The following is a 25,418-nucleotide window of genomic DNA, read 5'->3' on the forward strand; positions in this document are numbered from 1 at the left end:
GACCATCTCGGCGGCGACCGAGCAGGACGCAGAGCAGATCCTCAAGCTGCAGTACCTCTGCTACCAGAGCGAGGCCGAGCTGTACGGGGACTACGACCGCGGCCGGCCGCGCGGAACTGCGCGAACGCCGCCGGAGCACGGCGCGGATCGGGGCCGGGCTCCGCCGCCTCGACCAGCAGCGTCGCGGCCAGGTGGTCGCGCAGGTTGCGCCCGACCTCCGGCGCGTCGGCGACCAACGCGATCCCATGGTCGCGCAGTCGATCGGCGGGCCCGATCCCGGACAGCATCAGCAGTCTCGGCGAATCGACGGCGCCCGCGCACAGAATCACCTCGCGGCGGGCCGTCACCCTGACCGACCGGCCGTCGACGGAATACCGGACCCCCTCGGCCCGGCCGTCGACGAACTCCACCCGCTGTACGGCGGCTCCGTGGCGCACGACGAGGTTGGGCCGGTGCGCCGCGGGCCGCAGATATCCGTCCGCCGTACTGCGCCGTCGCCCGCCGTACTGCGTCACCAGGGTGTGCCGGGCGCCGTCGTACGCCGAGCCGATCTCGTCAGTGGCAAGCGGAATTCCGGCCTTGCCGCAGGCGTCCAGGAACGCCGAGGTCACCGGGGCCGGATCCGGCAGCGCCGCGACGCGCATCGGGGCGTCGTCGTCGCAGCCGATCCGGGACAGCACGGGGCGCACGGCCGCGTAGGACCACTGCGGGCCGGCGAGTTCGCCCCAGCGGTCGTAGTCGGCTCGCTGGCCGGGGACCCACATCATCGCGTTGATCGACGACGAGCCGCCGAGGGTCTTTCCGTGCGGCCAGTACACCCGCCGTCCGGCCAGCCGCAGCTGCGCAACGGTCTCGTCGGCCCAGTCGACGGCGCTGCCGAACAAGCCGGGGAACAGGGCAGGAACCGCGATCGAGGGCAGGTTGTCGGCCGGTCCTGCCTCGAGCACCAGCACGGTCGTGCCCGGGTCCTCGCCGAGCCGGGCGGCCAGCGGCGCGCCCGCCGCCCCGGCGCCGACGACGATGTAGTCGTACGCCTCGTTCACCGCGGCGTACCCGCCTTGCGGCGGTCCTCGTCGGCGAACTCTTCCTCGAGCCGTTCTGCCACCACGTCCCGCTCCACCTCGCCCGCGGACTCGTTCAGCGCCGACGAGATCGCCCGCAGCCGTCGGCGCGGACGGCTGCTCGCGTACAGCAGGATCTCCTTGACCTCGATGTCGAACAGGTCCGCAGGATAGGACTTGGCGGCGAAGTCGATCTGCCGCAGCGCATGCGGTATCAGCTCCCGCATGGTGCTCTGGGCGACGTTCCAGTTCTCCGGATCGGCGGCGACGTGGCGGCGGCAGGTGTAGGTGCCCCATGCCATGTGCCGCCGCTCGTCGTCGCCGATCAGCTCCACGATCCGGCGCATGCCCGGGAAGATCCCGAGTCCGGTGCAGAACCGATTCCAGGTGTAGTAGCCGGTGAGCGCGAGCGTGCCCTCGACGAGGTGGTTGTACGTGATCGAGGCCCGCACCTGGTTGGCCGGGCTCGGATCGTGATGCAGCTTCTCCAGCGCCTCCGGCAGCGCGATGCCAAAGATCTCCTGGTAGCCGGGGTTGCCGGTCACCAGCTCGTTGAGATCGTCGCGCAGCCCCACGGCGTCCATCCAACGGCGGAAGACCTCGACGTGCTTGGCCTCCTCGAAGCAGAACTGCGACAGGTACATCTCGTCACCCAGCCGTCCCTCGGACGCGACGGCGGACATGAACGGCTGGATGTCCCGGGTGACCGCCTCCTCGCCCGCGACGAACTGGGCGCACATGACCGCCACGGCCTCCTGGGCCTGCCGGGACAGTCCGGCGAAATCCTCGGCGTCGCGTGCGAAGTCGAGGTCCGCCGGATTCCAGAACTTGCGGTTGCCCTTCGCGAACAGCCGCATCGGCAGCATGTCCCAGTCGATGCCGCCCGCCTTCAACGATGCGTAACCAGTGCGCCGGGCTGGTGAGTCGGTTTCGTTCGTCATAATGCGTTCCTTTCCGAGGCGCCGGCCTCGCTCAGACGAGGTCCAGCTGCTTGGCGAGATATCGACTCCGGCATTCGGCGCGCTTGATCTTTGCGCTGCTGGTGTAGGGCAGGGAACCGGCCGCCAGCAGCACCACCTCGTCCACGCGCACTCCCTGCGCGGACGCGACGGCGGCGGCGACCGCCGTCTCGACCTCGGCCGCGTCCACGGGCTGACGCACCGAGTCCTGCGCGGTCCGCGGCTCCCGCACCACCTGGTGCCGGCGCTGCACTTCCGTCAGCACGACCAGCCGCTCCCGGCTGCCGTCGTCGACCGAGAAGGCACAGCACCGGTCCTCGCGCAACGCCGGATGGGCTCCGTGTACCGCGGCCTCGATGTCGTGCGGGTAGTAGTTGAGTCCGTTGAGGATGATCGCGTCCTTGCGCCGGCCGGTGACGAACACCTGGCCGTCGTGGACGAACCCGAGGTCGCCGGTGGCCAGGAAGCGGAGCCCGGGCGCTTCGGCCAGTTCGATCCCGAACGTCTCGGCGGTCTGCTGCGGCGCGTTCCAGTAGCCCCCGCTGACGCTGGGTCCGGCGATGTAGATCTCACCGACCTCGTCCGCGGCGCACACGCGGCGGGTCAGCGGAGCGACGATGCGCAGGCACAGAGTGTCCTGAATCTGCCCGCACCCCACCAGCGCCTGGACGCCGGCGACGCCGCGGCCGCCGGCGACCGGAACCACCCGGCCCGCCGCCAGTCGCTCGGCGTCGAAGCGGGCGATGACCGGGTCGCGCAGTGCGGGACCGCCGCTGACCATCACCGTCGACTCGGCCAACCCGTAGCAGGGAAAGAACGCGGAGCTCCGGAATCCGGCGGCGGCGAATTTGGCGCTGAACGCCTCGAGAGTCTCCGGCCGCACCGGCTCCGCGCCGACGCCCGCCAACTCCCAGCCGGAAAGGTCGAGTTCGGCGACCTGCTCCTCGGGAACCCGGCGCACCGCGAGCTCGTAGGCGAAGTTCGGCGCGACACTCACCGCCTTGCCCCGGTCCGAAACGGCGCGCAACCAGCTGACGGGACGCTGCACGAAGGCCATCGGCGACATGTGCACGGCCTCGTAATCGCGGTACAGCGGCGACAGAACTCCGTTGACCAGGCCCATGTCATGAAAGAAGGGGAGGAACAGCACGTTGGGCGCGGGGCGTTCACCGTCGCGCAACTCGCCTCGATAGGCGTTGGCCCGGATGAGTTCCAGGTTGTGCAACACGTTGCGATGGGTGAGGGTCACGCCCTTGGGAACACCCGTCGACCCGGACGAGTACTGCAGATACGCGACCGAGCCCGGCTCGATCTCCGGAGGGCTCCACTTTTCCGCCAGCTCCCGTGCGCCTTCGCTGAGAACCGTGTCCGAGGCGAGGCAGACCACGTCGGCCAGCGACGCGACGGCCCGGCCCCCGTCCAGCCGCGTCAGCGCGGACTGCGTGGTCAGGAACACCCTGGGCTCGGCGCTGCCGCAGACCGCGTCCACCTTGTCGGTCTTCGGTCCGGTGCGGCCGATCTCGACCGGCGGTATCGGTACGGCGATCATGCCGGCGTACAGGCAGCCGAAGAATCCGACGATGAACTCGAGGCCGGCCGGATAGGCCAGCAGCACCCGATCGCCGGGATCGGCATGCCGCAACAGCAGCACCGCCAGCGCCCTGGCGCCGCGGTCCACCGCCTCGGCGGTCAGCGACGCACCGACGGTGCGCCCGTCGGGAAGATAGGTGAAGTACACGCGATCGGGATCCTCGGCGGCTCTCGACGCGCACATGTCGACCAGGGTCGGCCATCGCCCGGATTCCAATCGCATACCCTGCGCTCCTTTGACACCAGATGTGTCCTCAGCCTCCTGGTGTTCGCGGCGCCGTCACAACCGCCTCCTGGCGGCTTCGATCTCCTCCTTTGGTAGGGGGGAATCCCGCCCGATCGCCGGTGCCGGCCCGCACCGTCGCGTCGTTACCGTCGCCGCGTGACGAGGAGCGAAGAACAGCAGGTCGTGATCACCGGTCTCGGCATGACCACTCCCCTCGGCGGCGACGTGCCCAGCACTTGGCGGGCGCTGCTGGCCGGCGAGTGCGGCGCCGCACGGCTGGCTGAGCCGTGGGCCCAGGAGCTGGCCGTGCCGATTGCGGCCCGGGTGAAGGTGGAACCCGCCGAGGTCCTGGAACGGGTGAAGGTCCGCAGACTGGACCGCAGCCAACAGCTCGCGCTGATCGCCGCGCGCGAGGCGTGGGCGAGCGCCGGGTCCCCGCAGGTCGATCCGTTCCGTCTCGCCGTCGTCATGGGCACCGGAATCGGCGGACCGCTGACCGTGCTCGGCCATGACGCGGTGATCAGCAGCCGCGGACCGCAGTCGGTCAGCCCGTTCTCCGTGCCGATGCAGATGGCCAGCGGCGCGGCGGCGACGATCGGTATCGAGCTGACCGCGCGCGCCGGTGTCCACACCCCGGTGAGCGCGTGCGCCTCCGGTGCCGAGGCGATCGCCACCGGTCTCGCGCTGATCAGGTCCGGCCGCGCCGACGCGGTGCTCGCCGGCGGGTCCGACGCCTTCATTCACCGGCTCGGCCTGACCGCCTTCGATCAGATGCGGGCCCTGTCCCGGCGGATCGACGACCCGGAGGGCGCCTTGCGCCCGTTCGACTCCGATCGGGACGGCTTCGTACTCGCGGAGGGTGCCGGTGCCATGCTGCTGGAGACGGAGGAGCACGCCCGGGCGCGCGGCGCACGGGTGCACGCCCGGCTCGCCGGCGCCGGGCTCACCTCCGACGGGCGGGACATGACCGCGCCGGACCCGGCCGGTCAGATCAGGGCACTGCGCGACGCCATGGAAGCAGCGCGGTTGCGCGCCGCCGACGTGGTGCACGTCAACGCGCATGCCACCGGCACCTCGGCCGGCGACGCCGCCGAGGCGAGCGCGCTCCTGGACGGAGTTGGCGGCCATGTCCTGGTCAGCGCGACCAAGGCGGGCACCGGGCACATGATCGGGGGCTCCGGCGCCGTCGAGGCGGTCTTCACCGCGCTGTCAGTCCGCGACGACGTGCTCCCGCCGACCCGCAACCTGCACCGTCAGGACCCGCAGATCAAGCTCGACGTGGTCACCACGGCGCTGCACACCCGGGTCGACGCCGCGCTGTCCAATTCGTTCGGGTTCGGCGGTCACAACGTCGTGCTCGCCTTCGTCAAACCGTGAATCGGCGAACAACGAAAAGGGAAGCACCCGTGACAGAACTCGATTTGCTCGCCGAGCTCGAGCCGGTGGTCGAGCAGAACCTCAACCGCCACCTGGCGACCGCCAAAGAGTGGTTTCCCCACGAATACGTGCCCTGGTCCGCGGGGCGTGACTTCGACGCCGAGCCATGGGAGCCGGGCCAGTCGCGCCTTTCACCCGAGGCGCAGGCGGCGTTGGAGATCAATCTGCTGACCGAGGACAATCTGCCCTCCTACCACCACATCATCGCCGAGCGGTTCGGCCTCGATGGACCTTGGGGCACCTGGGTGCACCGATGGACCGCGGAGGAAGGCAGGCACGGGCAGGCGCTGCGCGACTATCTGCTGGTGACCCGGGGCGTTGATCCGATCGGCCTGGAGCGCACCCGGATGGCCGCGGTCGAGATCGGCTACCCGGGCCGCGGCGACGATCCGCTGAGCTCCGTCGTCTACGTCACCTTCCAGGAGCTGGCCACCCGCGTCGCGCACCGCAACGCCGGCCGCGCCTGCGGCGATCCGGTCGCCGACCGGCTGCTGGCCCGGATCGCCGTCGACGAGAACCTGCACATGGTGTTCTACCGCACCCTGGTGGAGACCGCGCTGAAGCTCGACCCGTCGGCGACGGTGATCGCCGTGGAACGGATCCTGCGCGAATTCGCCATGCCAGGACGCGGCATTCCCGGCTTCGCCCGGCGCAGCCTGACCGTGGCCAGAGCAGGGATCTTCAATCTGCGTACCCACCACGACGAGGTCGCCTCGCCGTTGCTGCGGTACCTGAAAGTCCTGGACACGGGCGGTCTCGACGCACAGGCCGCCGCCGCACAGGAGCAGCTCGGCGGGTTCATGGCCGAGTTGGACCGGGCGGCTGCCCGGCAGACCGAACAGATCGAGGCGGCGAACGCGAGGGACCGTGCCGCCGGCCCAACCACAAGGAGGACATCATGACCATGCCCGCCGAGCAGGCCAAGCCCCTGACCAGGCAGGAGGCCACGACGAAGGTGGCGGAGATCTTCGAGTTGATCGCCGCGATCCCGGCGGCCGAGCTCACGCCGGAGCGAGGACTCGTCGAGGACTTGGGGATCGACTCGCTGACGATGATGGAGCTTGCCGTGACGATCCAGGACGAGCTGCAGGTGTCTGTCTCCGACGACAAGATCAAGGACCTGCGCACGGTCGGCGACATCATCGATCTGGTCGCCGCAGCGAGGTGACTCGCCTACTCAATCCGCCGCGCCCTCCCGGCCGCTCCGCACGCCTCGTGCAGCCCGCGGTCGGGAGGGTGGCGCCGATCGTCGGCCCGGCCGCGGTAGCCGGCATGGCCTACGTGGATCCGGGCAACTTCGCGGCGAGCGCCGCTGCCGGGGCCGGGGCCGGATACGCACTGATGTGGGCGGCGCTCACCGCGAGCATCGCCGCGGCGTTCGTGCAGTATCTTGCGGCCAAGGTCGGGGCCGTCAGCGGCGCGGGTCTGGCCGAGCTCTGCCGGGAGCGGCTACGGCCGGCCGCGGTGCGGCCGCTGTGGCTGCAGGCCGAATTGGTGTGCGCTGCCACCGACTTGGCCGAGATCGCCGGCACGGCTACCGCCCTGAGCCTTCTCACCGGTATGCCGCTGCTCGCCGGCGGGCTGCTCGCCGGCGCGGTCGGCTTCCTGATCATGGCCGCGACCCCAGGCGGCCGACGCGGGGTGGAACGCGTGATGGCCGCGGCGCTGACGACGGTGTTCGTCTGCTTCGCCGCCGTTGTCGCCGTCGTGCGTCCGTCGGTTCACGGGATCGCGGCCGGACTCGCTCCACAGCTGCCCGCCGGCGACGGCGCCGCTCTGACGGCCGGCCTGGTCGGTGCGACGATCATGCCGCATGTGATCTATCTGCACTCGGCGTTGGCCGCGCAGACGCCCCGCGTCGACGTCGACGCGGGGGTCAGGGCGCACCGGCTGAACGTGATGACCGCGATGACCGTCGCCGGCATCGTCAACCTCGCGATGCTCGCCATCTTCGCCGGGGTACTGCACGGACGCGCCGGTGCCTCGGTGACGATGGAGCAGACGCATCACATCCTGGCGGCGGAGAGCCCCGCGGCCGCGCTGATCGTGGCCTTGGCGCTGCTCGTGGCCGGACTCGCCTCGACCGGAGTCGGCGTCTACGCGGGCCAGGAGGTGATGCGCGGCTTCCTGCGGCGTTCACCTCCCGTGACGGTACGTCGGCTGGTGACACTCGTGCCGTCGCTGATTCTGCTGAGTGCCGGGGTCAGTCCCACCCGGGCGCTGCTGTTGTCTCAGATCGTGCTCTCGTTCGGCGTCCCGTTCGGCCTGGCGCCGTTGATCTGGCTGGCGCGCCGCGAGGACGTGATGGGCGGACGCCGGGCCGGCGTCTGGACGACAGCGGTGGCGACGGCGCTGTCCTGCGCACTGGTCACGTTGAACGTGTGGACCGTCGTGGAAGCCGTGTGACGTTCCGGGGCGCCGTGTCCGCGCACCAACCCGATGCGATAGGCGAGCAGTGCCGCGTGCACGCGGCTGGGCAGGCCCAGCTTGGACAGGACATTGGACACATGCGACTTCACCGTGGCGGTCGTCAGATGCAGATCACGCGCGATCTGCTGATTGGAGCCGCCGTTGCCGATGGCGGTCAGCACGTCACGCTCCCGCTCCGTGAGCACGCTGACGGTGTAACTGAAGGCGTCCTCGGGCGGCAGGAAGATCTCGAAGCGGTCGATGAGCCGACGCGTCAGCGCCGGGCCGATCACCGCATGCCCGCGGGCGATCGACCGGACGGCGTGGACCAGCTCCGGCGCCGACATGTCCTTGAGCAGGACTCCGCTGATCCCGGCGCGCAACGCCCGGAACAACTCCGCGTCGTCGGCCGTGTCGGTCAACAACGCGATCCTGGTTCGCTCTGCGCGGACCGAGGTCTGAAGCCGGTCCAGGAAGGCCTGGCCGCTGCCGGCGTCCATGCGGGTGTCGACGAGGATGACGTCCGGCTCGTGCCGACGGGCCAGCAGATGCGTCTGCGGGGAGCGGTCCGCCGCGACCACTACGTCGATGCCGTCCTGCGCCTGCAGTACGTGCTTGAACCCCTCGCGGACGATCGCGTGATCGTCGACGAGCATCACGGCAAGGCTCACCTCAGGCGACCTTCTCGGGCAGTTCGCCGGCGAGAATCCCCTGAAACAGCCTGCTGAGCCCCGGCCCCGGATACACACCGAGCTCCTCTTGCAGGATGCGGCGCATCTTGTCGTACTCGAGCAGGGCCTCCGACTGACGGTTCGCCCCATAGAGGGCGGTCATGAGCGAGGCTCGAAATCCTTCGTGCAGGGGATGGCAGGACACCAGCGAGCGCAGCTCCGGCAGGAGTTCGACGGCGCGGCCCAGTTCGACCTCGGCCTCGATGCGCCGTTCCAGCACCGCCAGCCGCGTCTCCTCCAAGGCGGCGGCCTCGGCGCTGATCAACGGGTCGGCGCCACCGGCGAGCGCGGGCCCTCGCCACAGCGCCAGCGCGTCACGGTAGGCCGCAGCGGCCGCCGCGTAGTGACCTTCGTCCCGCGCCGCGTCGGCCCGACGGCGCTGCCTTTCGAACTCGACGATGTCGATCCACGCGCCGTCGGTGTGCAGCAGATACCCCGGGGCCCGGCGCACCACGCGCACGTGACCACCCAGATAGGTACGCAGTCGCGAGGCGTACGTGTAGAGCTGGGCGTCCAGCGTGGACGGCGGATTCGTTCCCCACAGGTGTTCGGCCAGCCGGACGTCATGAACGATGCGTCCCTGACCGAGCAGCAATGAAGCCAAGAATGTTCGTTGTTTGGTCCCGTCCAGTCGTATTTCTTCGCCGGAATGCCAGGCTTCGATCGGCCCAAGAATACGCAATTCCATGAACGTCCCCTTCCCTCAGACCACTCCGTTCGTTTACCGATGGCGCGCACCGGCGCGCCGCGAATCATAGAATTCCGCGGCGCGCCTTCGGCGGGTTACGTGGTGCAGTCCCAGCCCGGATCGTCCGGCGTTATCGTTATGCACAAAGCGACTGCCGCGGACCCTGAATCTCCGGTCGGAGTGTACTGAACAGCAGCTGCTGCTTGATCAGGAGTTCCCGCGTGATGCGCACCCAGCGACGCCGCGAAGCACAGGCACAATGCGCTGAACGCGGTCACGGCGATATTCCAGTTCCTCATCGAGCTCCCCGTCCTGACTCGATCCCCTAAACCCCGTTATATAGCTGCATTAGGGATCTGACTTCTCTGTAAGGATCTCAGAACGCCCGCGCCGCAGGCTACGGACGAGCATCTGCGAGGTTGCGCACTGCTCACTTCGGCAGCAGCCGAATGCCCGATCGGGAGACGCACGGTGACGAGACCTCCACAGCGGGTCGCCCTACGGCCGTGATCGAGGCCCGGTCGAGGCGACACCAAGATCAATTCCCGCTGCCAGGGGGGCATCGGCTCCCCACGCCACACCGTCGATCACGAGAGGGGTCTGCACGAGAAGTCCCCGTCAGCGAGTAAGGCCGACGGGGACTTCAGATCTGCCGCATGTGTCGCCTGAGCCGGAACCGGTTCCAACAGGGCTGCTTCGCCAGGCAGTTGTCAACTTGCGGCTGCCAGCGAACCGGCCGGCGCCACGGCTGCCGGTTTGGCCGTCACAGCCCTGCCGACCAGAGTCGCCGTGCGCGAGAGGGTCATCGTCACAGCCATGAAGATCAGGCCGTCGGTCAGTGCGTCGGAGCTGATGTGCTGGTTCACGAGCCAGTGGCCGAGTTGCCGGTCGAAGATGTGGTTCGCCCCGTAGACAAAGAAGAGCCGGGCGCCGATCGCCGTGATCCACAGGGCGGCGTAGCCCATGCCGGCGAAGGAGACCGCCCGCCCGGTCGCCGGGTTGCGGTGCACCTTCATCACGACGCCCGCCGTGAGCCCGAACAGGATGCCCACCGCGGCGCCCGCCACCTCGATGGCGAGTCCGGAACCACTGGACGAGGCGTGTTTGATGTACACGGGAATGATCACAGCGGACAGCAGCAGCGGCCTGGCGATCCGGAACCAGGTGATCTTGCGATGACCCAGGTCGGCCTCGAGCACCGCAATCAGCACCGCGAGGTTGACGATCCAAACGCTGGCGCCCATGAGCATCTCCTTGTGTCGCTCCGGTGGTTCCGACATCCTCAAGGCTAGGAATCGCGGCGCCGTCGATGCGTCAGCCTGCGGATTGACGCCGGGTGGAGACCGGGTGGAGGCAGACGGTTCCACCCGGTCTCCACCCGGTCTCCACCCGGCCGTCAATCCGCGCACCGACGCCGCGCGCACCGAGGAATCCCAGTGAATCGCTCCACTTCGAACAGAGACCCCGGACTGCCCCGGGTTTGCGGCCACTTGGGTACTACCGCTGAAATTTCCGGCGCGGCGTACTGGATTTCAAAGTGATGGAAAGATCCCTGGAAAGAGAGCGCAGCACCCCGAAGGAGCTTGAATGTCCGCCTCAGCCCCACGACCCGCGTGGTTCGCCTGGCCCTTGCGGGCTGTGCGCGCCCTCGGCCTCGTCCTGGTCATAGCGGAGAGCCTCACCGGGCGTCCGGCTCCCGCGGCCGAGGGCCGTGGACTCGTCATCGCGTTGGCGCTGTCGGTCGCCGCGCTGTGCTGGGCGTTGTGCGTCTTCGCCGAGTTGCTCGACCGACGCGTCCTGACGCTGGCGCTCGGCGGTCTGGCGGCGGGCGGCGGCCTGCTTGCCTCACTGCAACACCACGGCGTCAGCCTGGTGTTCGGCTGCCTGGCCGGGTTCATGGCCGGCTACCTGCTGGAGCTGACAGCGGCCCTCGGTGTCACAGCGGTCGCCTGCCTGGGCACGTCGTGCGGGCAGCTTGCCGTCGGCGGCAGCACGGCCAAGCTCGCCGTCAGTCTGTTGCTGTACTGCTGGTTCTTCTTCGCTGGGCTTGTCCGCGACGAGTACTCCGCGCGCGCTCGACAGGCCGAGCAGTTGCTTGCGCAGACTGCGAGGTTGTCCGTAGAGGAGTCAAGGGTGGCTGCGTTGGCCGAGCGTGCGCGGATCGCCCGGGAGATCCACGATGTGCTCGCGCATTCGATGGCTTCGTTATCAGTGCAGTTGCAGGCCGCGTCGGCGCTGCTTGACGGTGATGGTCTGCCGAAGCATCCGGATCTTGCGACGGCATCCACCTGCGTCAGGCGGGCAAGCAGTCTTGCGCGTGAAGGGCTGATCGAGACCAGGCGCGCCATCCACGCCTTGCGTGAGGACCATGAGGACGCTGTGCAACTACCGGCACTGCTGGCCACGTTGGCCGAGGACTATCAGGACGCCGACGGCGCGGCCGCGACCCTGGCGGTCACAGGCAACGTCAAGACGCTGCCCGCGCAAGCCGGGCTGGCGCTTTTGCGTACGGCTCAGGAAGCGTTGACCAACGTCCGTAAACACGCGCCGGACGCGCCGGTGTCGATGACCCTGGAATATCAAGACACCGAGACGAGACTCACGGTGACCAATCCGGCATCCCACGCGGCGGCGCCGCTGGCCGATACCGGCGCCGGCTTCGGCCTGACCGGGTTGCGCGAGCGCGCCGAACTGGCCGGCGGGCAGCTCAGCGCGGGCCCGTTGGACGGCGGCTGGCAGCTTACGGCGAGGATTCCGTCATGAGTGTCCAGAGCGCAGAGGCGCCGATCCGGATCGTGATCGTCGATGATCAGACCGCTGTCCGCGAGGGTTTGGGTCTCCTGCTCGGCTTGCTGCCCGGCATCCGGGTGGTGGCCCAGGTCGGCGACGGCGACGCGGCGATCGAAGCGGTTGCCCGGCACGCGCCGCAGGTGGTGTTGATGGATCTGCACATGCCGCGCCGCGATGGAATCGAGGCCACCAGGGCGATCCGCGCCGACCATCCGGATGTGCAGGTAGTCATCTTGACCACCTACGACGATGACGCGTCGATCCTTCACGCCCTGCAAGCCGGGGCGCTGGGCTTTTTGACCAAGGACGCCACCCAGGCCGAGATCGGCCGCGCCGTGGCGGCCGCTGCCGCAGGCCAGGCCATCCTCGACCCGGCCGTGCAGACCCGGCTGCTGGCCGCGGCCGCCGGTGTCCCACTGGTATCGCCGGACCCCAACGGCCTGACCGCGCGCGAGACCGACGTGCTGCGGCTGATCGTGCAGGGGCAAACCAACCGGGAGATCGCGCAAACCTTGTTTGTCACAGAAGCCACTGTGAAAACGCACATCAACCGCATCTTCGCCAAGACCGGAAGCCGGGACAGAGCCGCCGCGGTCCGCTACGCATACTCCCGAGGCATCGCGGAGCGGCCCACATCGGGATGACCCCGGTCATCAGCCCCCAGCCATCGAGAACAGGCGCAGGGTCCCGTCCGGCAGGTGGCCCGGAAGACGAAGCGCCGTCCGAGCACACCGAAACGACCGAATGCGCGCGCGGAAGCCAAAGATCCGGCTCCCACGGAGGCGTCACACACCATCGGACAGCTTGTAGGCCCCCTGGCAAAAAAAGCCCCGAGGAGTCCCCGGCCTGACGCAAGCCGGGCCTACCTGCGTCAAATCCACAGGTCAATTCCATGATCAAAAACAGCCGGCATGTCCGTCACGTACAAGGAGACGGCTCAGGGCGGGCCGGCGGTCGACATCATCGAGTGCCGAGCCGGGCCGCGGGTTCCCTCGGCGGCGGGGGCGGAGGTTCCGTGTCCGGGCCGGTGTTCGAGGGTGTGGTGGGGGAAGTGGGGGAATTTGAAAAGAAGTAGGCCCCCCGCACGTATCAGGCAGGACGGTACGTGTACATCCCCCCACGCACGGAGGAGTCGCCCATGCTGCGCGGCATCGACGTAAGCGCCTATCAGTCGTCCTCTTTCTCCACCGACGGTCTCTCCTTCGTCTTCGTCAAGGCGACGGAGGGACATACGTACGTCAATCCGAGACTCACCGCTCAGGTGAAGACGGCCCGGGACGCCGGATGCGTGGTCGGGTTCTACCACTTCCTGTGGCCCGGCGACATCACCGCGCAGGCCGAGTACTTCGTCGGCAAGGCTCCCGAGAAGGCCGGGGACCTGCTCGCCGTCGACTGGGAGGCCACCGGTGACGGCACGCACGCGAGCAACGCCGAGAAGGACCGTTTCATCCGGATGGTGAAGGAGCTTCGGCCGAACCACCGGGTCCTCCTCTACACCAACCGCAACTACTGGCTCACCGTCGACACCACCTCGTACGCCGGAGACGGCCTGTGGATCGCCGACTACGTGACCGCGGGCAAGCCCCGCATCAAGGCCTCGTGGCGATTCCACCAGTACACCGACGAGCCCCTGGACAGGGACGTCGCGAACTTCGGCAGCAAGGCCGCGCTGAAGGAGTGGGCGACGGGGGGCTGAAGGGCCGCCGGATCCGGCCCGGAAGCCGGGGTGGGAGAGATCCGGCTGCCCCATGAGCTCTCCTGACGCGTAGGCTCTGACCTGCGGCTCGGCGGAAGTCGCAGGAGAGAGGGGAGCTCTCGCACATGGGTGGGACGGTCACCGCGGTCAGCAGTAACGGGACGTATTCGTTCACCAAGCCGAACCGGGAGAGCATCACGCTGCTCGCCGGGCTCGGGGTGGAGGGTGATGTGCACGCGGGTGCCACCGTGAAGCACCGGTTCCGGATGGCGAAGGACCCGTCGCAGGTGAATCTGCGGCAGGTGCACCTCATGCACGAGGAGCTGTTCGACGAGCTGCGCGAGAGCGGCTTCACCGTCGCTCCCGGGGAGCTCGGGGAGAACGTCACCACCCGGGGTGTCGATCTGCTGGGGCTGCCGGTGGGCACGCTGCTGCGTCTCGGGGACGCGGCCGTCGTGGAGATCACCGGCCTGCGCAATCCCTGCTCGCAGATCGACGACTTCCGGAAGGGGCTGCTCAAGCAGGTCGTCGGGAGGGACGAGGACGGCGGTGGCGTCGTCTACAAGTCGGGGGTCATGAGCGTCGTGCGGGAAGGCGGTGTGGTGCGGCCCGGGGACCCTGTCAAGGTCGAGTTGCCGGTCGGGCCGCACCTTCCGCTGCGGATCGTGTGACGTCAGGCGCGGAAGTCCGCGGAGCGCTCCCGGGGCGCCTGGGCCAGGGCCTCGGTGACCTCCTCCACGCCCTCCTGAAGGCCGTAGACCGGGGTGCCGGGCTGCTGGCGCCAGGAGTCGTCGAGGCCGCCCGTGTCGACCGTGTCGAAGCCGAGTTCGTCGATGAGCTCACGTACGACCCGCTTGGCGGCCTCGTCGTCACCGGCCACCGGCAGTGCCAGTCGGTCGGGGGCGCCGGCCGGGCGGTGCCGGTCCAGGATGTCCTGGGCGTACGTGCCGTTGAACGCCTTGACGACGGTGTGGCCGATCTGCCGGGCCGTCCAGCCGCTCTCGGTCAGACCCTCGTCCTCGATCGCTGCGATCCTGCCGTCGCGCTGCTGGGGGTAGTAGTTGCCGGTGTCGATGACGGCGACGCCCTGCGCGGCTTGGTCAAAGAGCCCGTCCGGCAGGTTCGGAACCGCCTTCAGGGGAACCGTGACGACGACGACCTCGGCGCCGCGCGCCGCGTCCTCGACCTTGACGGGGGTCGCACCGGTCTCCTCGGCGAGCGCGGTGAGGGTCCCAGGACCGCGGGAGTTCGCGACGGAGACGTCGTGTCCGAGGGCGGTGAGCCGCCGGGTGAGGTTGCCGCCGATGTTGCCCGCGCCGATGATGCCGATCTTCATGATGGACAGGCCCTTCCGGGATTGACGCCACTGGACTGACGGAGATCGCCAACCCCGGTGCAAGCCCACCTATTCCGGGACGTACGGCATTCGGGTGCCCGCCGCCCGCGCCGAGGCCCGGGGCGCCGTCAGGCCAATACCGCAAGCAGGCCTCTCAGGGCCGCCGCAACAGGGCGAGCGTCTCCTCCAGCTCCCCTCGGAGCACCGTCCCCGCCGTCTCCGCGTCCCCGTCCGCGACGGCCCGTACCAGCGCCGCGTGGGCGTCGTCGCCCGTGTTGGGGTCGTGCTCCCGCATCCCCGCCAGATCCAGCATCTCGATCAGGCCCTCCCGCAGTGCGGGCACGAACTCCCTGAAGAGGTCGGCGAGTACGGGGTTGTGCGCGGCTGCGACCACGGCCGCGTGCAGCGCGATGTCGGCGTCGACGAAGGCCGCGTCGTCCCCGGCGGACGCGGCGCGGCGACCGGCCAGCGCGGTGTCCAGCGCGGTGACGTCCTCCGGTGTGCGGCGGGCGGCGGCGAGTCGGACCGCCTGCACCTCCACCAGGATCCGCACCTCGTAGACGTCCGTCACCGCGGCGCGGCGCAGCCGGGTGGGCCAGTCCTCGACGGGCTCGGTCGCGATGACGAAGACACCGGAGCCCTGCCCGGGCCGCACCAGCCCCGCCCCGGCGAGCGTGCCGACCGGCTCGTCCGGACCCTGGGGCTCACGGGCCGCCGCGAAGCACGCCGGCCGACGCTCTCCCAGGGGGAGCGCGGCCGCACCCTGATCGCCCGGGCCCTGACGCCCGACCCCCGGCTGCTGCTCCTCGACGAACCGGCGACGGGGCTGGACCTGCCGGGCCGCGAGCACCTGCTCGACGCGCTGGACACCCTCCGCCGCGCACACCCGCTCCTGGCGACGGTCCTGGTGACCCACTACCTGGAGGAGCTGCCGCCGGGCACCACGCACGCGCTTCTCCTGCGGGAGGGCCGCGGACTCGCCCGGGCACCACGCACGCGCTTCTCCTGCGGGAGGGCCGCGGACTCGCCCGGGGACCTGTCGAGGCCGTCCTGACCGGCGATCAGGTCGGCAAGTGCTTCGACCTGCCGCTGACCCTGGAGCGGCGGGACGGCCGCTGGAGCGTACGCATCCGAAGGCCGGCATGACGAAGGGGCGCCCGCCGGATGTTCGGCGGGCGCCCCTGTGCCCGGGTCACCTGTTCAGGGCCCGGGTCACTTGTTCAGGTGGGTCCAGAACTCGTCGAACGAGAGGACCTTGTCCCCGTTGAGGTCGCGGGTGGCGATGATGGCCTCCGCCACCGAGTCGGTGACGTTCCAGTCGCCGCCCTGGGCGAGGGCGCTCTTGAACTCGGCCGCGGTGATGAAACCGTCACCGTCCGTATCGATCCGCTCGAACTGCTTGCGTGCTTCCTCGATGTCCGCCACCGATCCGCCCCTTCGTAGTGCATTACAGCTGTGTTGACGGAGGTCAGATTAACGGCCTGCGCCGGCCCTCAGTGCGGCGACCACCCAGCCGAACTCCGCACGGTGCGCGGACGGGGTCCCCGCGCCCTTCACCGTGGACACCAACTCCCGGTACCGGGCGAGCCGCTCGTTGGACGCCGACTCCATGCGTTCGAGTACGGCGGCCAGGTCGCCGTCCCCCAGTACCTCCCGCAGGATCGCCTCCGCCTCGGGCGACTCGGGGGAGATTCCCCGGGCGCGGGCCTCGGTCCCCAGCTGGAGCATGCGCATGGGGAACCACACGGATCGCCCGGCGGCCGCGGCGTGGTCCTGGTCGGCCGCGTTGAACTCGACCACCTTGCGCATCTGCGCCCGGAACTCCGGATCCTGGACCATCTCCGCCAGCTCCACCCAGGCGTCCACCTGCTCGGGGGTCGGCTCCTCGGGCAGGTCCACCGCGATGGAGCGCATCCGCTCCTCGATGGCCGGATCCACGGAGTCGAGCCCGTGGAACAACTCCTCCACGAACTCCTCCATGATCCGTTTCCGTTCGGCGGCCGACAGCCGTGCCAGTTTGTTCATGAGCGTCATCTCCTCCGCGGTCGAACCGCGTCGCGCCACGGACGACAGCACCGCCCTCGTCACCTTCAGTGACCTGATCTGCGCGTCCAGCGCCGTCACATGAGCGGCGGCCACCTCCGCGACCGTCGTCTCGCCGGCCAGCACCCGGCGTACGGCGTCCAGACCGAGGCCCAGTTCGCGCAGGGTGCGGATCAGTTCGAGGCGGGCCACGGACGCGGCGTCGTACAGCCGGTAGCCGCCCGAGGAGCGGGCCACCGGGGGCAGGGCGCCCTCGTCCGACCAGTAGCGGATGGTGCGCACGGTCAGTCCGGTGGCCCGGGCCAGCTCGCCGATGGTGAGAAGTCCGGTGCCGTCGTCGATCATGTCTGCGAGTCTGGGCCTTCCAGTGGGTGGAGACTCAAGGAGCGCGGTGATGGAGACTCTTCAGGACATTCTCGACGCGGCCGCACGGGGTGTCTTCCCACCGGCGGACGGTCGTACGACCGTCGTGGCGCAGGCCTCCCACCGGGACGCGGGTGTGCTCGCCTTCACCGCGCACGCGGTGGTCTTCACGGACGAGGATCCGCGGTGGGTGCACGACACGCTGGCCGCCGTGCCGTGCGACGCCCTCGCCGCGCCGATGAACCCACGGTTCCTGGCGGCCTTCCTCGATCGGACGGGGCGTACGTCCGAGACGATCGACGCGATGCTCGTGGGCTCTCCCCTGCCGGGCGAGCCACCGCTCCCGCTGAAGGAGATCACGGACGGCGAACATCCGCGGATCGTGTACGCCCGTAGGCGCCGTGCCGACGTGCGCGCGTGCACGACGGAGGGCGGTGTGCTGGTGATGGGGCGCGGGATAGCGGGACGGCTGGAGGTCTCCGTCGAGGTGGACGAAGGAGTACGGCACCGAGGGCTGGGCCGGGCCCTGGTGACGGCGGCCCGGCAGCTCGCCACGGAGCCGCTGTGGGCCCAGGTCGCGCCGGGGAACGCCCGCAGCATGCGGGCGTTCCAGGCAGCCGGTTACCGTCCCGTGGGCTCGGAGGCGCTGCTCATCGCCGGGTAGGCGTCAGTGCCAGGGCTCGTAGTACGGGTTGCTCTCGCAGTCGCTCATGATCTCGGTCTTGGTCTTCTTGTCGACCGGGCAGACGCCGATGATGTACTGGCGCGCGATACCGCCGGGGAAGGCGACCTCGACCTGGTCGGCCCACTTGTGGGTGTCACCGATCGTCTTGTTGACGTCGACGCCGCCGGGCGCGTCGATGTAGTAGTTGAAGCCCGACTTGTACCAGGTCTTGTACAGGTCGTGGTCGTACGTCGTCGACACGTACGGCGAGGGCTGGTTGACCAGGACGTACTGCTCGATGTCGTACTGCCCGTCGATGACGTCCTTGGGATGGAAGCCCTGCTCGAAGACGGTGGCGGGGCCGCGGCTGTCGCTGCGGTACAGCGTGCCGCAGGTCTTGCGCCAGACCGGCTCGGGGGTGATGCGCTCGACCTGCACACGGTGGTCGGCGGCGGCCTTGACCGGGTCGTCGAACCGGGGACAGATGGGCGCGGAGGCCTTGGCGAGCGGGGCGGCCGGGGTCGCGGGGAGCGTCGCGGCGCAGGTCGCGAAGACGGCCGAGAGGGAGACGACGACGGCGGCGGCCCGACGCCGCAGGCGAGTTGTGATCACGGGGAGCACGATCTCGGTTCTGCGGCGGCGGGCCGGGGATCTTCACCCGTACGGCGGCGTGTCACCGCCTCCGGGTCAACCATGTCTGGATCAGCGGAAGATACCGGTGTGGCCGAGCGAGTAGCGGCCCGGCTGGGGGTAGACGGCCAGGCCGTGGGGGCCGCTGCCGACCGGGATGCGCGCCAGTTGGGCGCCGGTGCGGGTGTCGATGGCGTACACCTCGGAGTTGTAGCGACCCGACAGCCACAGGACCTTGCCGTCGGCCGAGACGCCGCCCATGTCGGGGCTGCCGCCGTGCGGCAGACGCCACTTCTTGGTCAGCCTGTTCTGGGTGAAGTCGAAGACGGAGATGGTGCCCTCGCCCCGGTTGGAGATGTACATCTCGCGCGAGTCGCGGCTGACGTACAGCCCGTGGCAGCCCTTGCCGGTCGGGAGGAAGGACGGCCTCGTGAACTTGTCCCCGTCGAGGATCCACACGCCGTTGGCCACCATGTCGGCGATGTAGAACCGCTTGCCGTCGGGGGAGATCTTGACATCCTGCGGCATCGCGCCGCGGAAGGGCAGCTTCTCCTGGGCGACCACCTTCATCCGCTCGGTGTCGACCTTCAGCAGCTCGCCGCTGAACTCGCAGGAGACGATGAAGTAGCGGCCGTCGAGGGAGAAGTCGGCGTGGTTGACGCCGTAACAGGTGACCGGCTCGGTCTTCACGCTCTTCATGGTGTGCGCGTCGCGGAAGACCAGCTCGCGGTCGAGGGAGGCCATGACGATCGCGTACTTGCCGTTGGGCGTGAAGTACAGGTTGTACGGGTCGTGCACGTCGACGGTCTTGCCCGCCTTGCCGGTCCTCGGGTCGATGGGGGTGAGGGTGTTGCCCCGGTCGTTGTTGACCCAGAGCGTCTTCATGTCCCAGGAGGGGACGACGTGCTGGGGCTGGGTGCCGACCCGGATCGTCTCGATGACCTCGTACGTCTTCGGGTCGATCACGGAGACCGTGTTGGAGTTGGTGTTGGGGACGTACACGCGGGACGGGAAGTCCTTGACGACCGGCGAGAGCTTGTTCGGCCGGTCGGCGGCGTAGAGGTTCGTCGGGTCGAGCACGGGCGGCATGCCGGGCAGGCCGTCGACCTGCTTCGGCTGGGCCGGTTTGACGGCGGCCTGGGTGCCGACGGCCTCGTGCGCGGTGTTCTTGGACTCGCTGTCACAGCCCGGAAGTACGGCGAGTGTGGCGAGTACCGCGCCCGCGAGCAGGGCGCGCTTCGTGAGGTTCCGGTTGCGGTGCATCAGTTCAGCAGCTCCGTGGTGGTGACCGCGCGCAGACCGCGGCGGCCGAGTTCTTCCAGGACGGCGGGGAGCGCGGCGACCGTGTCCGCGTACCCGAAGTGCAGGCTCACCACGGATCCGTCGCGGACCCCGCCGATGACCTGGCGGGTGACGGCGGGGGCGCCCGGCGAGGTGTAGTCGAGCGAGTCGACGTCATAGGAGAGGACGTGCGGGTAGCCCACACGGCGGGCCACGCCCGCCACGAGGGCGGAGGCGCTCGGGGTGCGGGAGGGCCTGAACCAGGTGCCGATGGACCCGGTCAGCCGTCGCAGCCGGTCCGCGCAGCCCCGGATCTCGGCCTCCGCGTCCGCCTCGGACATCGCGTTGATGTCGAGGTGGCGCAGGGTGTGGTTGCCGAGGTCGTGTCCGCCGTCGAGGATGCGGCGGGCGATGCCGGGGTGCTCGTCGAGCCAACTGCCCACCGCGAGCACGGTGACCCGGGCGCCGGCCTTCTCCGCCTCGCCGAGCAGTGCCTTGGCGACGGCCGGGTCGCCCTGGCCGTGGAAGGTGAGAGCGACCCGGGGACGGTCGCGGGGGCCGTGGGTGATCTCGGCGGGCTGCTGCGGGAAGCGGCGGGGCGCGGGCGCGGCGGCGGGCTTGGCGGAGGGGTTCGCGGCGGAGGCCGCGGCCGGGTTCGCGGAGGGAGGGACGGACGTGCGGGACGCGGCGACCGGGTGTGCGACGACGCCGGTCGCGGAACACCCCGAGGCAAGTGTCCCGGCGGCGAGCGCGACACCCGACCGCAGCGCCGCACGCCGATCCGGCGCCGCACGCGCGACGTTACCGCCGGGGCTTCCGTCGGGGCTTCCGTCGGGGCTTCCGTCGGGGGACGGCTGAGAGGGACGAGCGGGCGTGATCACCCGCACCATTTAAGGGTGTAATGGTAAGAAAACGTGCGATTCGTCCGATTGGTGGGGGTGCGGGTCGCGGTGCGGGCCCTGGGGGCGAGCGGTCAGCGGTCGGCGACGCGCATCTCGAACCAGGTGGTCTTGCCGCGGGGCAGGAGGTCGACTCCCCAGCGGTCGGAGAGCTTGTCGACGAGAAAGAGACCTCGGCCGCTCAGGTCCATCTCCTGGACCGGCATCAGACAGGGAAGACCGCGGGAGGGGTCACGGACCTCGACGCGGATCCAGCCCCGGCGGCGCCGCATCCGGAGTCCGAAGACGCGGGCGCCCGTGTGCCGTACGGCATTGCCGACGAGTTCGGACACCAGTAACACGGCGTCCTCGGTCATCTTCGGGGAGAGCCCCCAGTGACGCAGGACGATGACCTGGGTGAGCCGCCGCGCGGTGGCGGCGGACTCGGGGCGGGACGGCAGCGGGACCTCGCCCTCCGTCGGATTGCCGAACAACTCGAGTGCCTTGAGCGCCCGCTCGTCCTCGACCGCAGGCGACCAGCGCGCCGCGGTCGCACTCCCGTGCCGCCGCGGCTGTTCGATACCCTCCAGCCCCGCCATGCCCCCCATCATGGCCGCCCAGAGCCCGCTTCGGGGCCGTTCCGGAGGAATACGCCCCCCGGAACCGCCCGTTCCACAACATCCGATCGGCATATGCCCCCGGCAGTTCAGGGCCCATCAAGGCCCAACTGACCTGCCGGAATGCCCTAGTTGACGGCAATCGCCATTCGCTCCCGACAAGGCGAGCTTAAGGTTCCCTTAAGGCTGGCATAAACCAGCCCTTCGGGGGACGCCGGATAAGAAGTCGCGTCAACTGCAAGTGGATCAGCGGAACTTGGAGAGTGGGTTCCGCGGCACCACGGGGGCTCCGGCGGTGATTTCGCGAACCGGTGATTCGGAGAATCGACGCCCCGGGAAAGCGGCGGAAACGGCGGATCAGAGGAACTTCGCCTTCCCCGGCCCCTCCTCCACGAAGCTGCGCATGCCGCGCTCGCGGTCCTCGGTCGCGAACAGCCCCGCGAACCAGTTCCGTTCAATCGCGAGCCCCGTATCGAGATCGGTCTCCAGGCCCACGTCGACGGACTCCTTGGCGGCGCGCAGCGCGAGCGCGGGACCCTGCGCCAGCTTCGCGGCCCACGTGTGTGCCTGGGCGTACACCTCGTCGGCCGGGACGACCCGGTCCACAAGACCGAGCGACAGCGCCTCGTCGGCCTTCACCATCCGCCCCGTGAAGATGAGGTCCTTCGCCTTGGAGGGGCCGATCAGGCGGGACAGGCGCTGGGTGCCGCCGGCGCCCGGGATCAGGCCCAGCAGGATCTCCGGCTGGCCGAGCTTGGCGTTGTCCGCGGCGATACGGAAGTCCGCGCAGAGCGCCAACTCGCAGCCACCGCCCAGCGCATACCCGGTGACGGCGGCGACGACCGGCTTGGGGATGCGGGCCACGGCGGTGAAGGAGTCCTGCAGGCCACGGGACCGCACGACCATCGCCGCATGGTCCATGGCCTGCATCTCCTTGATGTCCGCGCCCGCCGCGAACACCTTCTCGCCGCCGTAGACGACCACGGCGCGCACGTCCTCGCGGCGTGTGGCCTCCTCGGCGAGCTCCTTGAGCCGGTCCTGTGTGGCGACGTCCAGCGCGTTCATGGGCGGGCGGTCCAGGCGGAGGGTGCCGACGCCTTCGGCCACTTCGAGATGCACAGTCATGAGGGCACCGTATCGGGGGGTCTGGGGGGTTGTCCCCCGGGGCAAGTGCGGCACGGGGACCAACGACAACGGGCCCGGTGTGCTCGGTCACCAAGGTGACCTGGCACAGCGGGCCCGTCGAGGCGGAACGATCAGGCGGTCCAGGCCGACCAGGACATGTTCCAGCCGTTGAGGCCGTTGTCCGGGGCGACCGTCTTGTCGTGGGAGTTCTTCACGATCACCACGTCACCGGTGATGGAGTGGTCGAAGAACCAGGCGGCCGGCGCACTGCGGTCGCCGCCGCCGCGCACGTCGCGCAGGCCCACGCAGCCGTGGCTGGCGTTGTAGTTGCCGAAGGCGTCGCCGCCCCAGTAGTTGCCGTGGATGAAGGTGCCGGAGTCGGTCAGGCGCTGGGCGTCGGGCACGTCCTTGATGTCGTACTCGCCGCCGTAGCCGACCGTCTCACCGTTCATACGGGTCACCCGGAGCTGCTCGCTGATGACCATCTGGCCGTTCCACGTGTCGTAGCCCGGCTTGCCCGTGGTGATCGGGATGGTCTTGATGACCTTGCCGTCGCGCTTGATGACCATCTTGTGGGTCTTGGCGTCGACCGTGGAGACCTGGCTGCGGCCGATCGTGAAGGACACGGTCTTGGCCTGCTTGCCGTAGACCCCGGGCCGGCCCTCGACGCCGTCGAGGTTGAGGGTGACGGTGACCTTCGTACCGGACTTCCAGTACTGCTCGGGGCGGAAGTCGAGGCGGTCGTTGCCGAACCAGTGGCCCTGGACGTCGACGGCCGGCTCGGTCTTGATCTTGATGGCCTTCTCGACGGCGTCCGGGTGCGTGATGCCCCGGGTGAAGCGGACCGAGAAGGGCATGCCGACGCCGACCTTGGAACCGTCCTCGGGCGTGAACATACCGACGAAGGTGTTCTTCGGGGTCAGCGTGGTGAAGGCGGACTCCTCGGCGGCCTCACGGCCGTCGGTGTCCTTGGCCACCGCGTGGACCTTGTACTTGGTGGCGGAGGCGAGGTGGGTCGAGGGCGTCCAGGTGGCACCCCCGCCGGTTATCGCGCCGTCGACCGCGTTGCCCTTGCCGTCCTTGACCGTGACCTCGGTCAGCTTGCCCTTGGCCGCGGTGACCTTGAGGGCCCCGCTGGTGGCCACGCCGTTCGTGCCGTCCTTCGGGGCTATGGTCACCACGGCCTGCGAGACCTTGGTGTCGGCCTTGGCGGAGCTGCCCGTGCTCTTGCCCTTGCCGTTCCCGGAGTCCGAGCCCCCTCCCCCACCGCACGCGGTCACGGCGAGCAGCAGCACGCCCAGCAGCAGCGCCAGGATTCCCTTGCTCCCCCGGCTTCCCCGTGCCCGCGTTCCAACCGACGCCCCCGATATCGGTCGCCCGTTCAAGTCTGTTCTCCCCTCGCACGGCCTGATCAGGCCCGCACCCCAGCGCGTCACCGCGCGTATCGCGCTAATTAATCACACGGCTCTGAGAGATGGCTCCCCGGGATTGTCACCGTTCAGTCCCAAGTTCGGCCGTGTGGGGGCGCGCTGGAGTCCCCTGCCCTACGGCGCGTGCGTGCGCCTCCTCGGGCTACTTCGCCGCGCCGCCCGCCTTCCACTCCTTCCAGCCCATGTTCCAGCCTCCGAGGCCGTTGTCGGGAGCGACTTCCTTGTCGGCGCTGTTGACGATCTCGATGACGTCGCCGATGAGACTGCGGTCGAAGAACCAGCCCGCGGGGGTGTCGGAGCTGCCGCCCTTCACGTCCTCGAGACCGACGCAGCCGTGACTGACGTTGCTGTTGCCGAAGACGCCCGAGGCCCAGTAGTTGCCGTGCACGAAGGTCCCGGAGTCGGTGAGTCTCATCGCGTGCGGGACGTCCGGGATGTCGTACTCGCCGCCGAAGCCGACCGTGCGGCTGTTCATCCGGGTCACCTCCAGCATCTCCATGACGACCATCTTCCCGTTGTACGTCGTCCTGTTGGGGGCGCCCGCCGTGATCGGCACCGTGGCGAGGAGGTCGCCGTCGCGGCGTACCTCCATGGTGTGCGCGGCGGCGTCGACCAGCGAGACCTGGCTGCGTCCGATGGTGAACGAGAAGGTCCTGTACTGGAGTCCGTAGACGCCCTTCGCCCCCTCGACGTCGCGCAGCCGCAGCCCGACGGTGACCTTCGTGCCCGGCTTCCAGTACTTCTCGGGCCGGAAGTCGAGGCGGCTCTTGCCGAACCAGTGCGGGCGGACCTCCACCGCGGGGCTGGCCTCGATGTGGATCGCGCGCTCGACGGCGGACCGGTTCTCGATCTCCCGGTTGAACGAGAGGGAGACGATCATGCCGGTGCCGACGGTGGAGCGGTTCTCCGGCGTCACGTATCCGATGAACCGCTCCTCGGGGACGTACGTCGTGAACGTCGTGTGCCGCGCCGAGCGCCGCCCGTGCCCGTCGAGGGCCACCACGTCCACGGTGTACTTGGCGGCCAGCGCGAGCCGCGGGTCGTCGGGCGCCCAGGTCAGGCCGTCGGCGGAGATGCGCCCGGCCACCGCGGACTCCTGCGCGTCCTGGTCCTTGACGACCTGCACGGACTCCAGACGCCCCTCGGGCACCCGGACCCGCAACGCCTGCCGCGGGCGTACGCCCTTGCTGTTGTCGTCGGGAGAGATACGGATGACGTCCTCGACGGCGGGGGGTTTGCCGAGTACCTCCTCCATCCCGTGCGAGGTGCAGCCGGCGGCTCCGGCGAGCAGGCCGGCCCAGGTCAGTACGGCGGCCAGTGCGGCCCCTGCGTGCCGCGCGCGTGTCTGTTCGTGCTTCACAGCGGGCCCAACGAGTGTGCACCTCTGGGGAAACGTGAGTGCGAGCCAAGGGCTGGGCAGAACAGTGGGGAGGACGACGCGAGGGGGAGCCGCAGCAGGGACAC

At 69.6% G+C, this 25,418-nt stretch carries 24 protein-coding genes and 4 pseudogenes; 11 read left to right on the forward strand and 17 right to left on the reverse strand.

Going from position 1 to position 25,418, the window contains the following annotated elements; translation table 11 throughout:
* A pseudogene (locus ABZ656_RS24470) lies at positions 1-94 on the forward strand (GNAT family N-acetyltransferase); the annotation flags it as partial.
* 106 nt (positions 95-200) lie between these two features.
* Here the strand turns inward: ABZ656_RS24470 and ABZ656_RS24475 are convergent.
* The 3 genes and pseudogenes from ABZ656_RS24475 to ABZ656_RS24485 form a co-directional block, all read right to left on the reverse strand.
* Positions 201-1,043: pseudogene (locus ABZ656_RS24475) on the reverse strand (GMC family oxidoreductase N-terminal domain-containing protein); the annotation flags it as partial.
* Positions 1,040-2,002, reverse strand: a complete 963-nt coding sequence (locus tag ABZ656_RS24480) for a R2-like ligand-binding oxidase (protein WP_101400769.1) — start codon at positions 2,000-2,002, stop codon at positions 1,040-1,042. The gene ABZ656_RS24480 and the pseudogene ABZ656_RS24475, both read right to left, overlap by 4 nt.
* Before the next feature lie 31 nt (positions 2,003-2,033).
* The gene (locus tag ABZ656_RS24485) at positions 2,034-3,833 is read right to left on the reverse strand and encodes a fatty acyl-AMP ligase (protein WP_101400768.1); all 1,800 of its coding nucleotides are present in this window, start codon (positions 3,831-3,833) and stop codon (positions 2,034-2,036) included.
* Between the two features lie 204 nt (positions 3,834-4,037).
* Here ABZ656_RS24485 and ABZ656_RS24490 point away from each other — a divergent pair, with 204 nt between their 5' ends.
* The 4 genes from ABZ656_RS24490 (at position 4,038) to ABZ656_RS24505 (ending at position 7,679) form a co-directional block, all read left to right on the forward strand.
* Positions 4,038-5,213, forward strand: coding sequence for a beta-ketoacyl-[acyl-carrier-protein] synthase family protein (locus tag ABZ656_RS24490; RefSeq protein ID WP_360270488.1), 1,176 nt, complete (start codon positions 4,038-4,040; stop codon positions 5,211-5,213).
* A 29-nt stretch (positions 5,214-5,242) separates the two neighbouring features.
* Positions 5,243-6,175, forward strand: a complete 933-nt coding sequence (locus ABZ656_RS24495) for an acyl-ACP desaturase (protein WP_101400767.1) — start codon at positions 5,243-5,245, stop codon at positions 6,173-6,175.
* A complete protein-coding gene (locus ABZ656_RS24500) occupies positions 6,172-6,441 on the forward strand; it encodes an acyl carrier protein (RefSeq protein WP_360270458.1) in 270 nt (89 codons plus the stop codon). The genes ABZ656_RS24495 and ABZ656_RS24500 overlap by 4 nt, the downstream gene beginning before the upstream one ends.
* A 104-nt stretch (positions 6,442-6,545) precedes the next feature.
* Entirely contained in the window at positions 6,546-7,679 is a 1,134-nt protein-coding gene (locus tag ABZ656_RS24505; protein WP_360270460.1) for an Nramp family divalent metal transporter, read from the forward strand.
* 53 nt (positions 7,680-7,732) lie between these two features.
* Here ABZ656_RS24505 and ABZ656_RS24510 read toward each other — a convergent pair.
* From ABZ656_RS24510 to ABZ656_RS24520, 3 genes and pseudogenes are all read right to left on the reverse strand, one after another.
* A pseudogene (locus tag ABZ656_RS24510) lies at positions 7,733-8,338 on the reverse strand (response regulator transcription factor); the annotation flags it as partial.
* A gap of 16 nt (positions 8,339-8,354) precedes the next feature.
* Positions 8,355-9,101 carry a BTAD domain-containing putative transcriptional regulator gene (locus tag ABZ656_RS24515; RefSeq protein ID WP_180362070.1) on the reverse strand — a complete coding sequence of 249 codons (747 nt, stop codon included), beginning with the start codon at positions 9,099-9,101 and terminating at the stop codon, positions 8,355-8,357.
* Between the two features lie 710 nt (positions 9,102-9,811).
* Positions 9,812-10,345, reverse strand: a complete 534-nt coding sequence (locus tag ABZ656_RS24520) for a hypothetical protein (RefSeq protein WP_360270462.1) — start codon at positions 10,343-10,345, stop codon at positions 9,812-9,814.
* 343 nt (positions 10,346-10,688) lie between these two features.
* On the opposite strand from ABZ656_RS24520, the gene ABZ656_RS24525 reads away from it, so the two are divergent.
* The 4 genes from ABZ656_RS24525 (at position 10,689) to ABZ656_RS24540 (ending at position 14,258) form a co-directional block, all read left to right on the forward strand.
* Positions 10,689-11,864, forward strand: a complete 1,176-nt coding sequence (locus tag ABZ656_RS24525; protein ID WP_101400764.1) for a histidine kinase — start codon at positions 10,689-10,691, stop codon at positions 11,862-11,864.
* The gene (locus tag ABZ656_RS24530; protein WP_101400763.1) at positions 11,861-12,535 is read left to right on the forward strand and encodes a response regulator transcription factor; all 675 of its coding nucleotides are present in this window, start codon (positions 11,861-11,863) and stop codon (positions 12,533-12,535) included. The genes ABZ656_RS24525 and ABZ656_RS24530 overlap by 4 nt, the downstream gene beginning before the upstream one ends.
* A 494-nt stretch (positions 12,536-13,029) precedes the next feature.
* On the forward strand, positions 13,030-13,587 hold the full coding sequence (locus ABZ656_RS24535) for a glycoside hydrolase family 25 protein (protein ID WP_101400762.1): 558 nt from the start codon (positions 13,030-13,032) through the stop codon (positions 13,585-13,587).
* A 125-nt stretch (positions 13,588-13,712) separates the two neighbouring features.
* Positions 13,713-14,258, forward strand: coding sequence for an MOSC domain-containing protein (locus tag ABZ656_RS24540; RefSeq protein ID WP_101400761.1), 546 nt, complete (start codon positions 13,713-13,715; stop codon positions 14,256-14,258).
* 2 nt (positions 14,259-14,260) lie between these two features.
* On the opposite strand, the gene ABZ656_RS24545 is transcribed toward ABZ656_RS24540, so the two are convergent.
* Entirely contained in the window at positions 14,261-14,992 is a 732-nt protein-coding gene (locus ABZ656_RS24545) for an NAD(P)-binding domain-containing protein (protein ID WP_360270465.1), read from the reverse strand.
* Positions 14,993-15,077: 85 nt separating this feature from the next.
* Positions 15,078-15,596, reverse strand: a pseudogene (locus tag ABZ656_RS24550) (FCD domain-containing protein); the annotation flags it as partial.
* A 24-nt stretch (positions 15,597-15,620) separates the two neighbouring features.
* Between ABZ656_RS24550 and ABZ656_RS24555 the strand changes: the two are divergent.
* Positions 15,621-15,977, forward strand: a complete 357-nt coding sequence (locus ABZ656_RS24555; RefSeq protein ID WP_360270491.1) for an ATP-binding cassette domain-containing protein — start codon at positions 15,621-15,623, stop codon at positions 15,975-15,977.
* Between the two features lie 158 nt (positions 15,978-16,135).
* On the opposite strand, the gene ABZ656_RS24560 is transcribed toward ABZ656_RS24555, so the two are convergent.
* Positions 16,136-16,348 carry an EF-hand domain-containing protein gene (locus ABZ656_RS24560; protein WP_095852504.1) on the reverse strand — a complete coding sequence of 71 codons (213 nt, stop codon included), beginning with the start codon at positions 16,346-16,348 and terminating at the stop codon, positions 16,136-16,138.
* Between the two features lie 48 nt (positions 16,349-16,396).
* Positions 16,397-17,311 carry a MerR family transcriptional regulator gene (locus ABZ656_RS24565; protein ID WP_101400759.1) on the reverse strand — a complete coding sequence of 305 codons (915 nt, stop codon included), beginning with the start codon at positions 17,309-17,311 and terminating at the stop codon, positions 16,397-16,399.
* Between the two features lie 49 nt (positions 17,312-17,360).
* Here ABZ656_RS24565 and ABZ656_RS24570 point away from each other — a divergent pair, with 49 nt between their 5' ends.
* Positions 17,361-17,993 (forward strand): GNAT family N-acetyltransferase, encoded by a 633-nt coding sequence (locus tag ABZ656_RS24570; RefSeq protein WP_360270468.1) that lies wholly within the window; start codon positions 17,361-17,363, stop codon positions 17,991-17,993.
* Between the two features lie 3 nt (positions 17,994-17,996).
* On the opposite strand, the gene ABZ656_RS24575 is transcribed toward ABZ656_RS24570, so the two are convergent.
* The 7 genes from ABZ656_RS24575 to ABZ656_RS24605 form a co-directional block, all read right to left on the reverse strand.
* A complete protein-coding gene (locus ABZ656_RS24575) occupies positions 17,997-18,605 on the reverse strand; it encodes an ADP-ribosyltransferase (RefSeq protein WP_360270470.1) in 609 nt (202 codons plus the stop codon).
* Between the two features lie 90 nt (positions 18,606-18,695).
* On the reverse strand, positions 18,696-19,886 hold the full coding sequence (locus tag ABZ656_RS24580) for a hypothetical protein (RefSeq protein ID WP_101400757.1): 1,191 nt from the start codon (positions 19,884-19,886) through the stop codon (positions 18,696-18,698).
* Entirely contained in the window at positions 19,886-20,671 is a 786-nt protein-coding gene (locus ABZ656_RS24585) for a polysaccharide deacetylase family protein (RefSeq protein ID WP_360270493.1), read from the reverse strand. Before ABZ656_RS24585 ends, ABZ656_RS24580 begins: the two co-directional genes overlap by 1 nt.
* A gap of 206 nt (positions 20,672-20,877) precedes the next feature.
* Positions 20,878-21,381 carry an ATP-binding protein gene (locus ABZ656_RS24590; protein ID WP_054234655.1) on the reverse strand — a complete coding sequence of 168 codons (504 nt, stop codon included), beginning with the start codon at positions 21,379-21,381 and terminating at the stop codon, positions 20,878-20,880.
* Between the two features lie 375 nt (positions 21,382-21,756).
* Positions 21,757-22,524, reverse strand: coding sequence for an enoyl-CoA hydratase-related protein (locus ABZ656_RS24595; RefSeq protein WP_101400755.1), 768 nt, complete (start codon positions 22,522-22,524; stop codon positions 21,757-21,759).
* A gap of 131 nt (positions 22,525-22,655) precedes the next feature.
* Positions 22,656-23,909: an Ig-like domain-containing protein gene (locus ABZ656_RS24600; RefSeq protein ID WP_101400754.1), complete on the reverse strand. Its 1,254-nt coding sequence runs from the start codon at positions 23,907-23,909 to the stop codon at positions 22,656-22,658.
* A 187-nt stretch (positions 23,910-24,096) separates the two neighbouring features.
* On the reverse strand, positions 24,097-25,314 hold the full coding sequence (locus tag ABZ656_RS24605; RefSeq protein ID WP_360270473.1) for an Ig-like domain-containing protein: 1,218 nt from the start codon (positions 25,312-25,314) through the stop codon (positions 24,097-24,099).
* Positions 25,315-25,418 lie beyond the last annotated feature (104 nt).

Source organism: Streptomyces sp. NPDC007095 (assembly GCF_040634475.1).
In the GTDB taxonomy this organism is placed as follows: domain Bacteria; phylum Actinomycetota; class Actinomycetes; order Streptomycetales; family Streptomycetaceae; genus Streptomyces.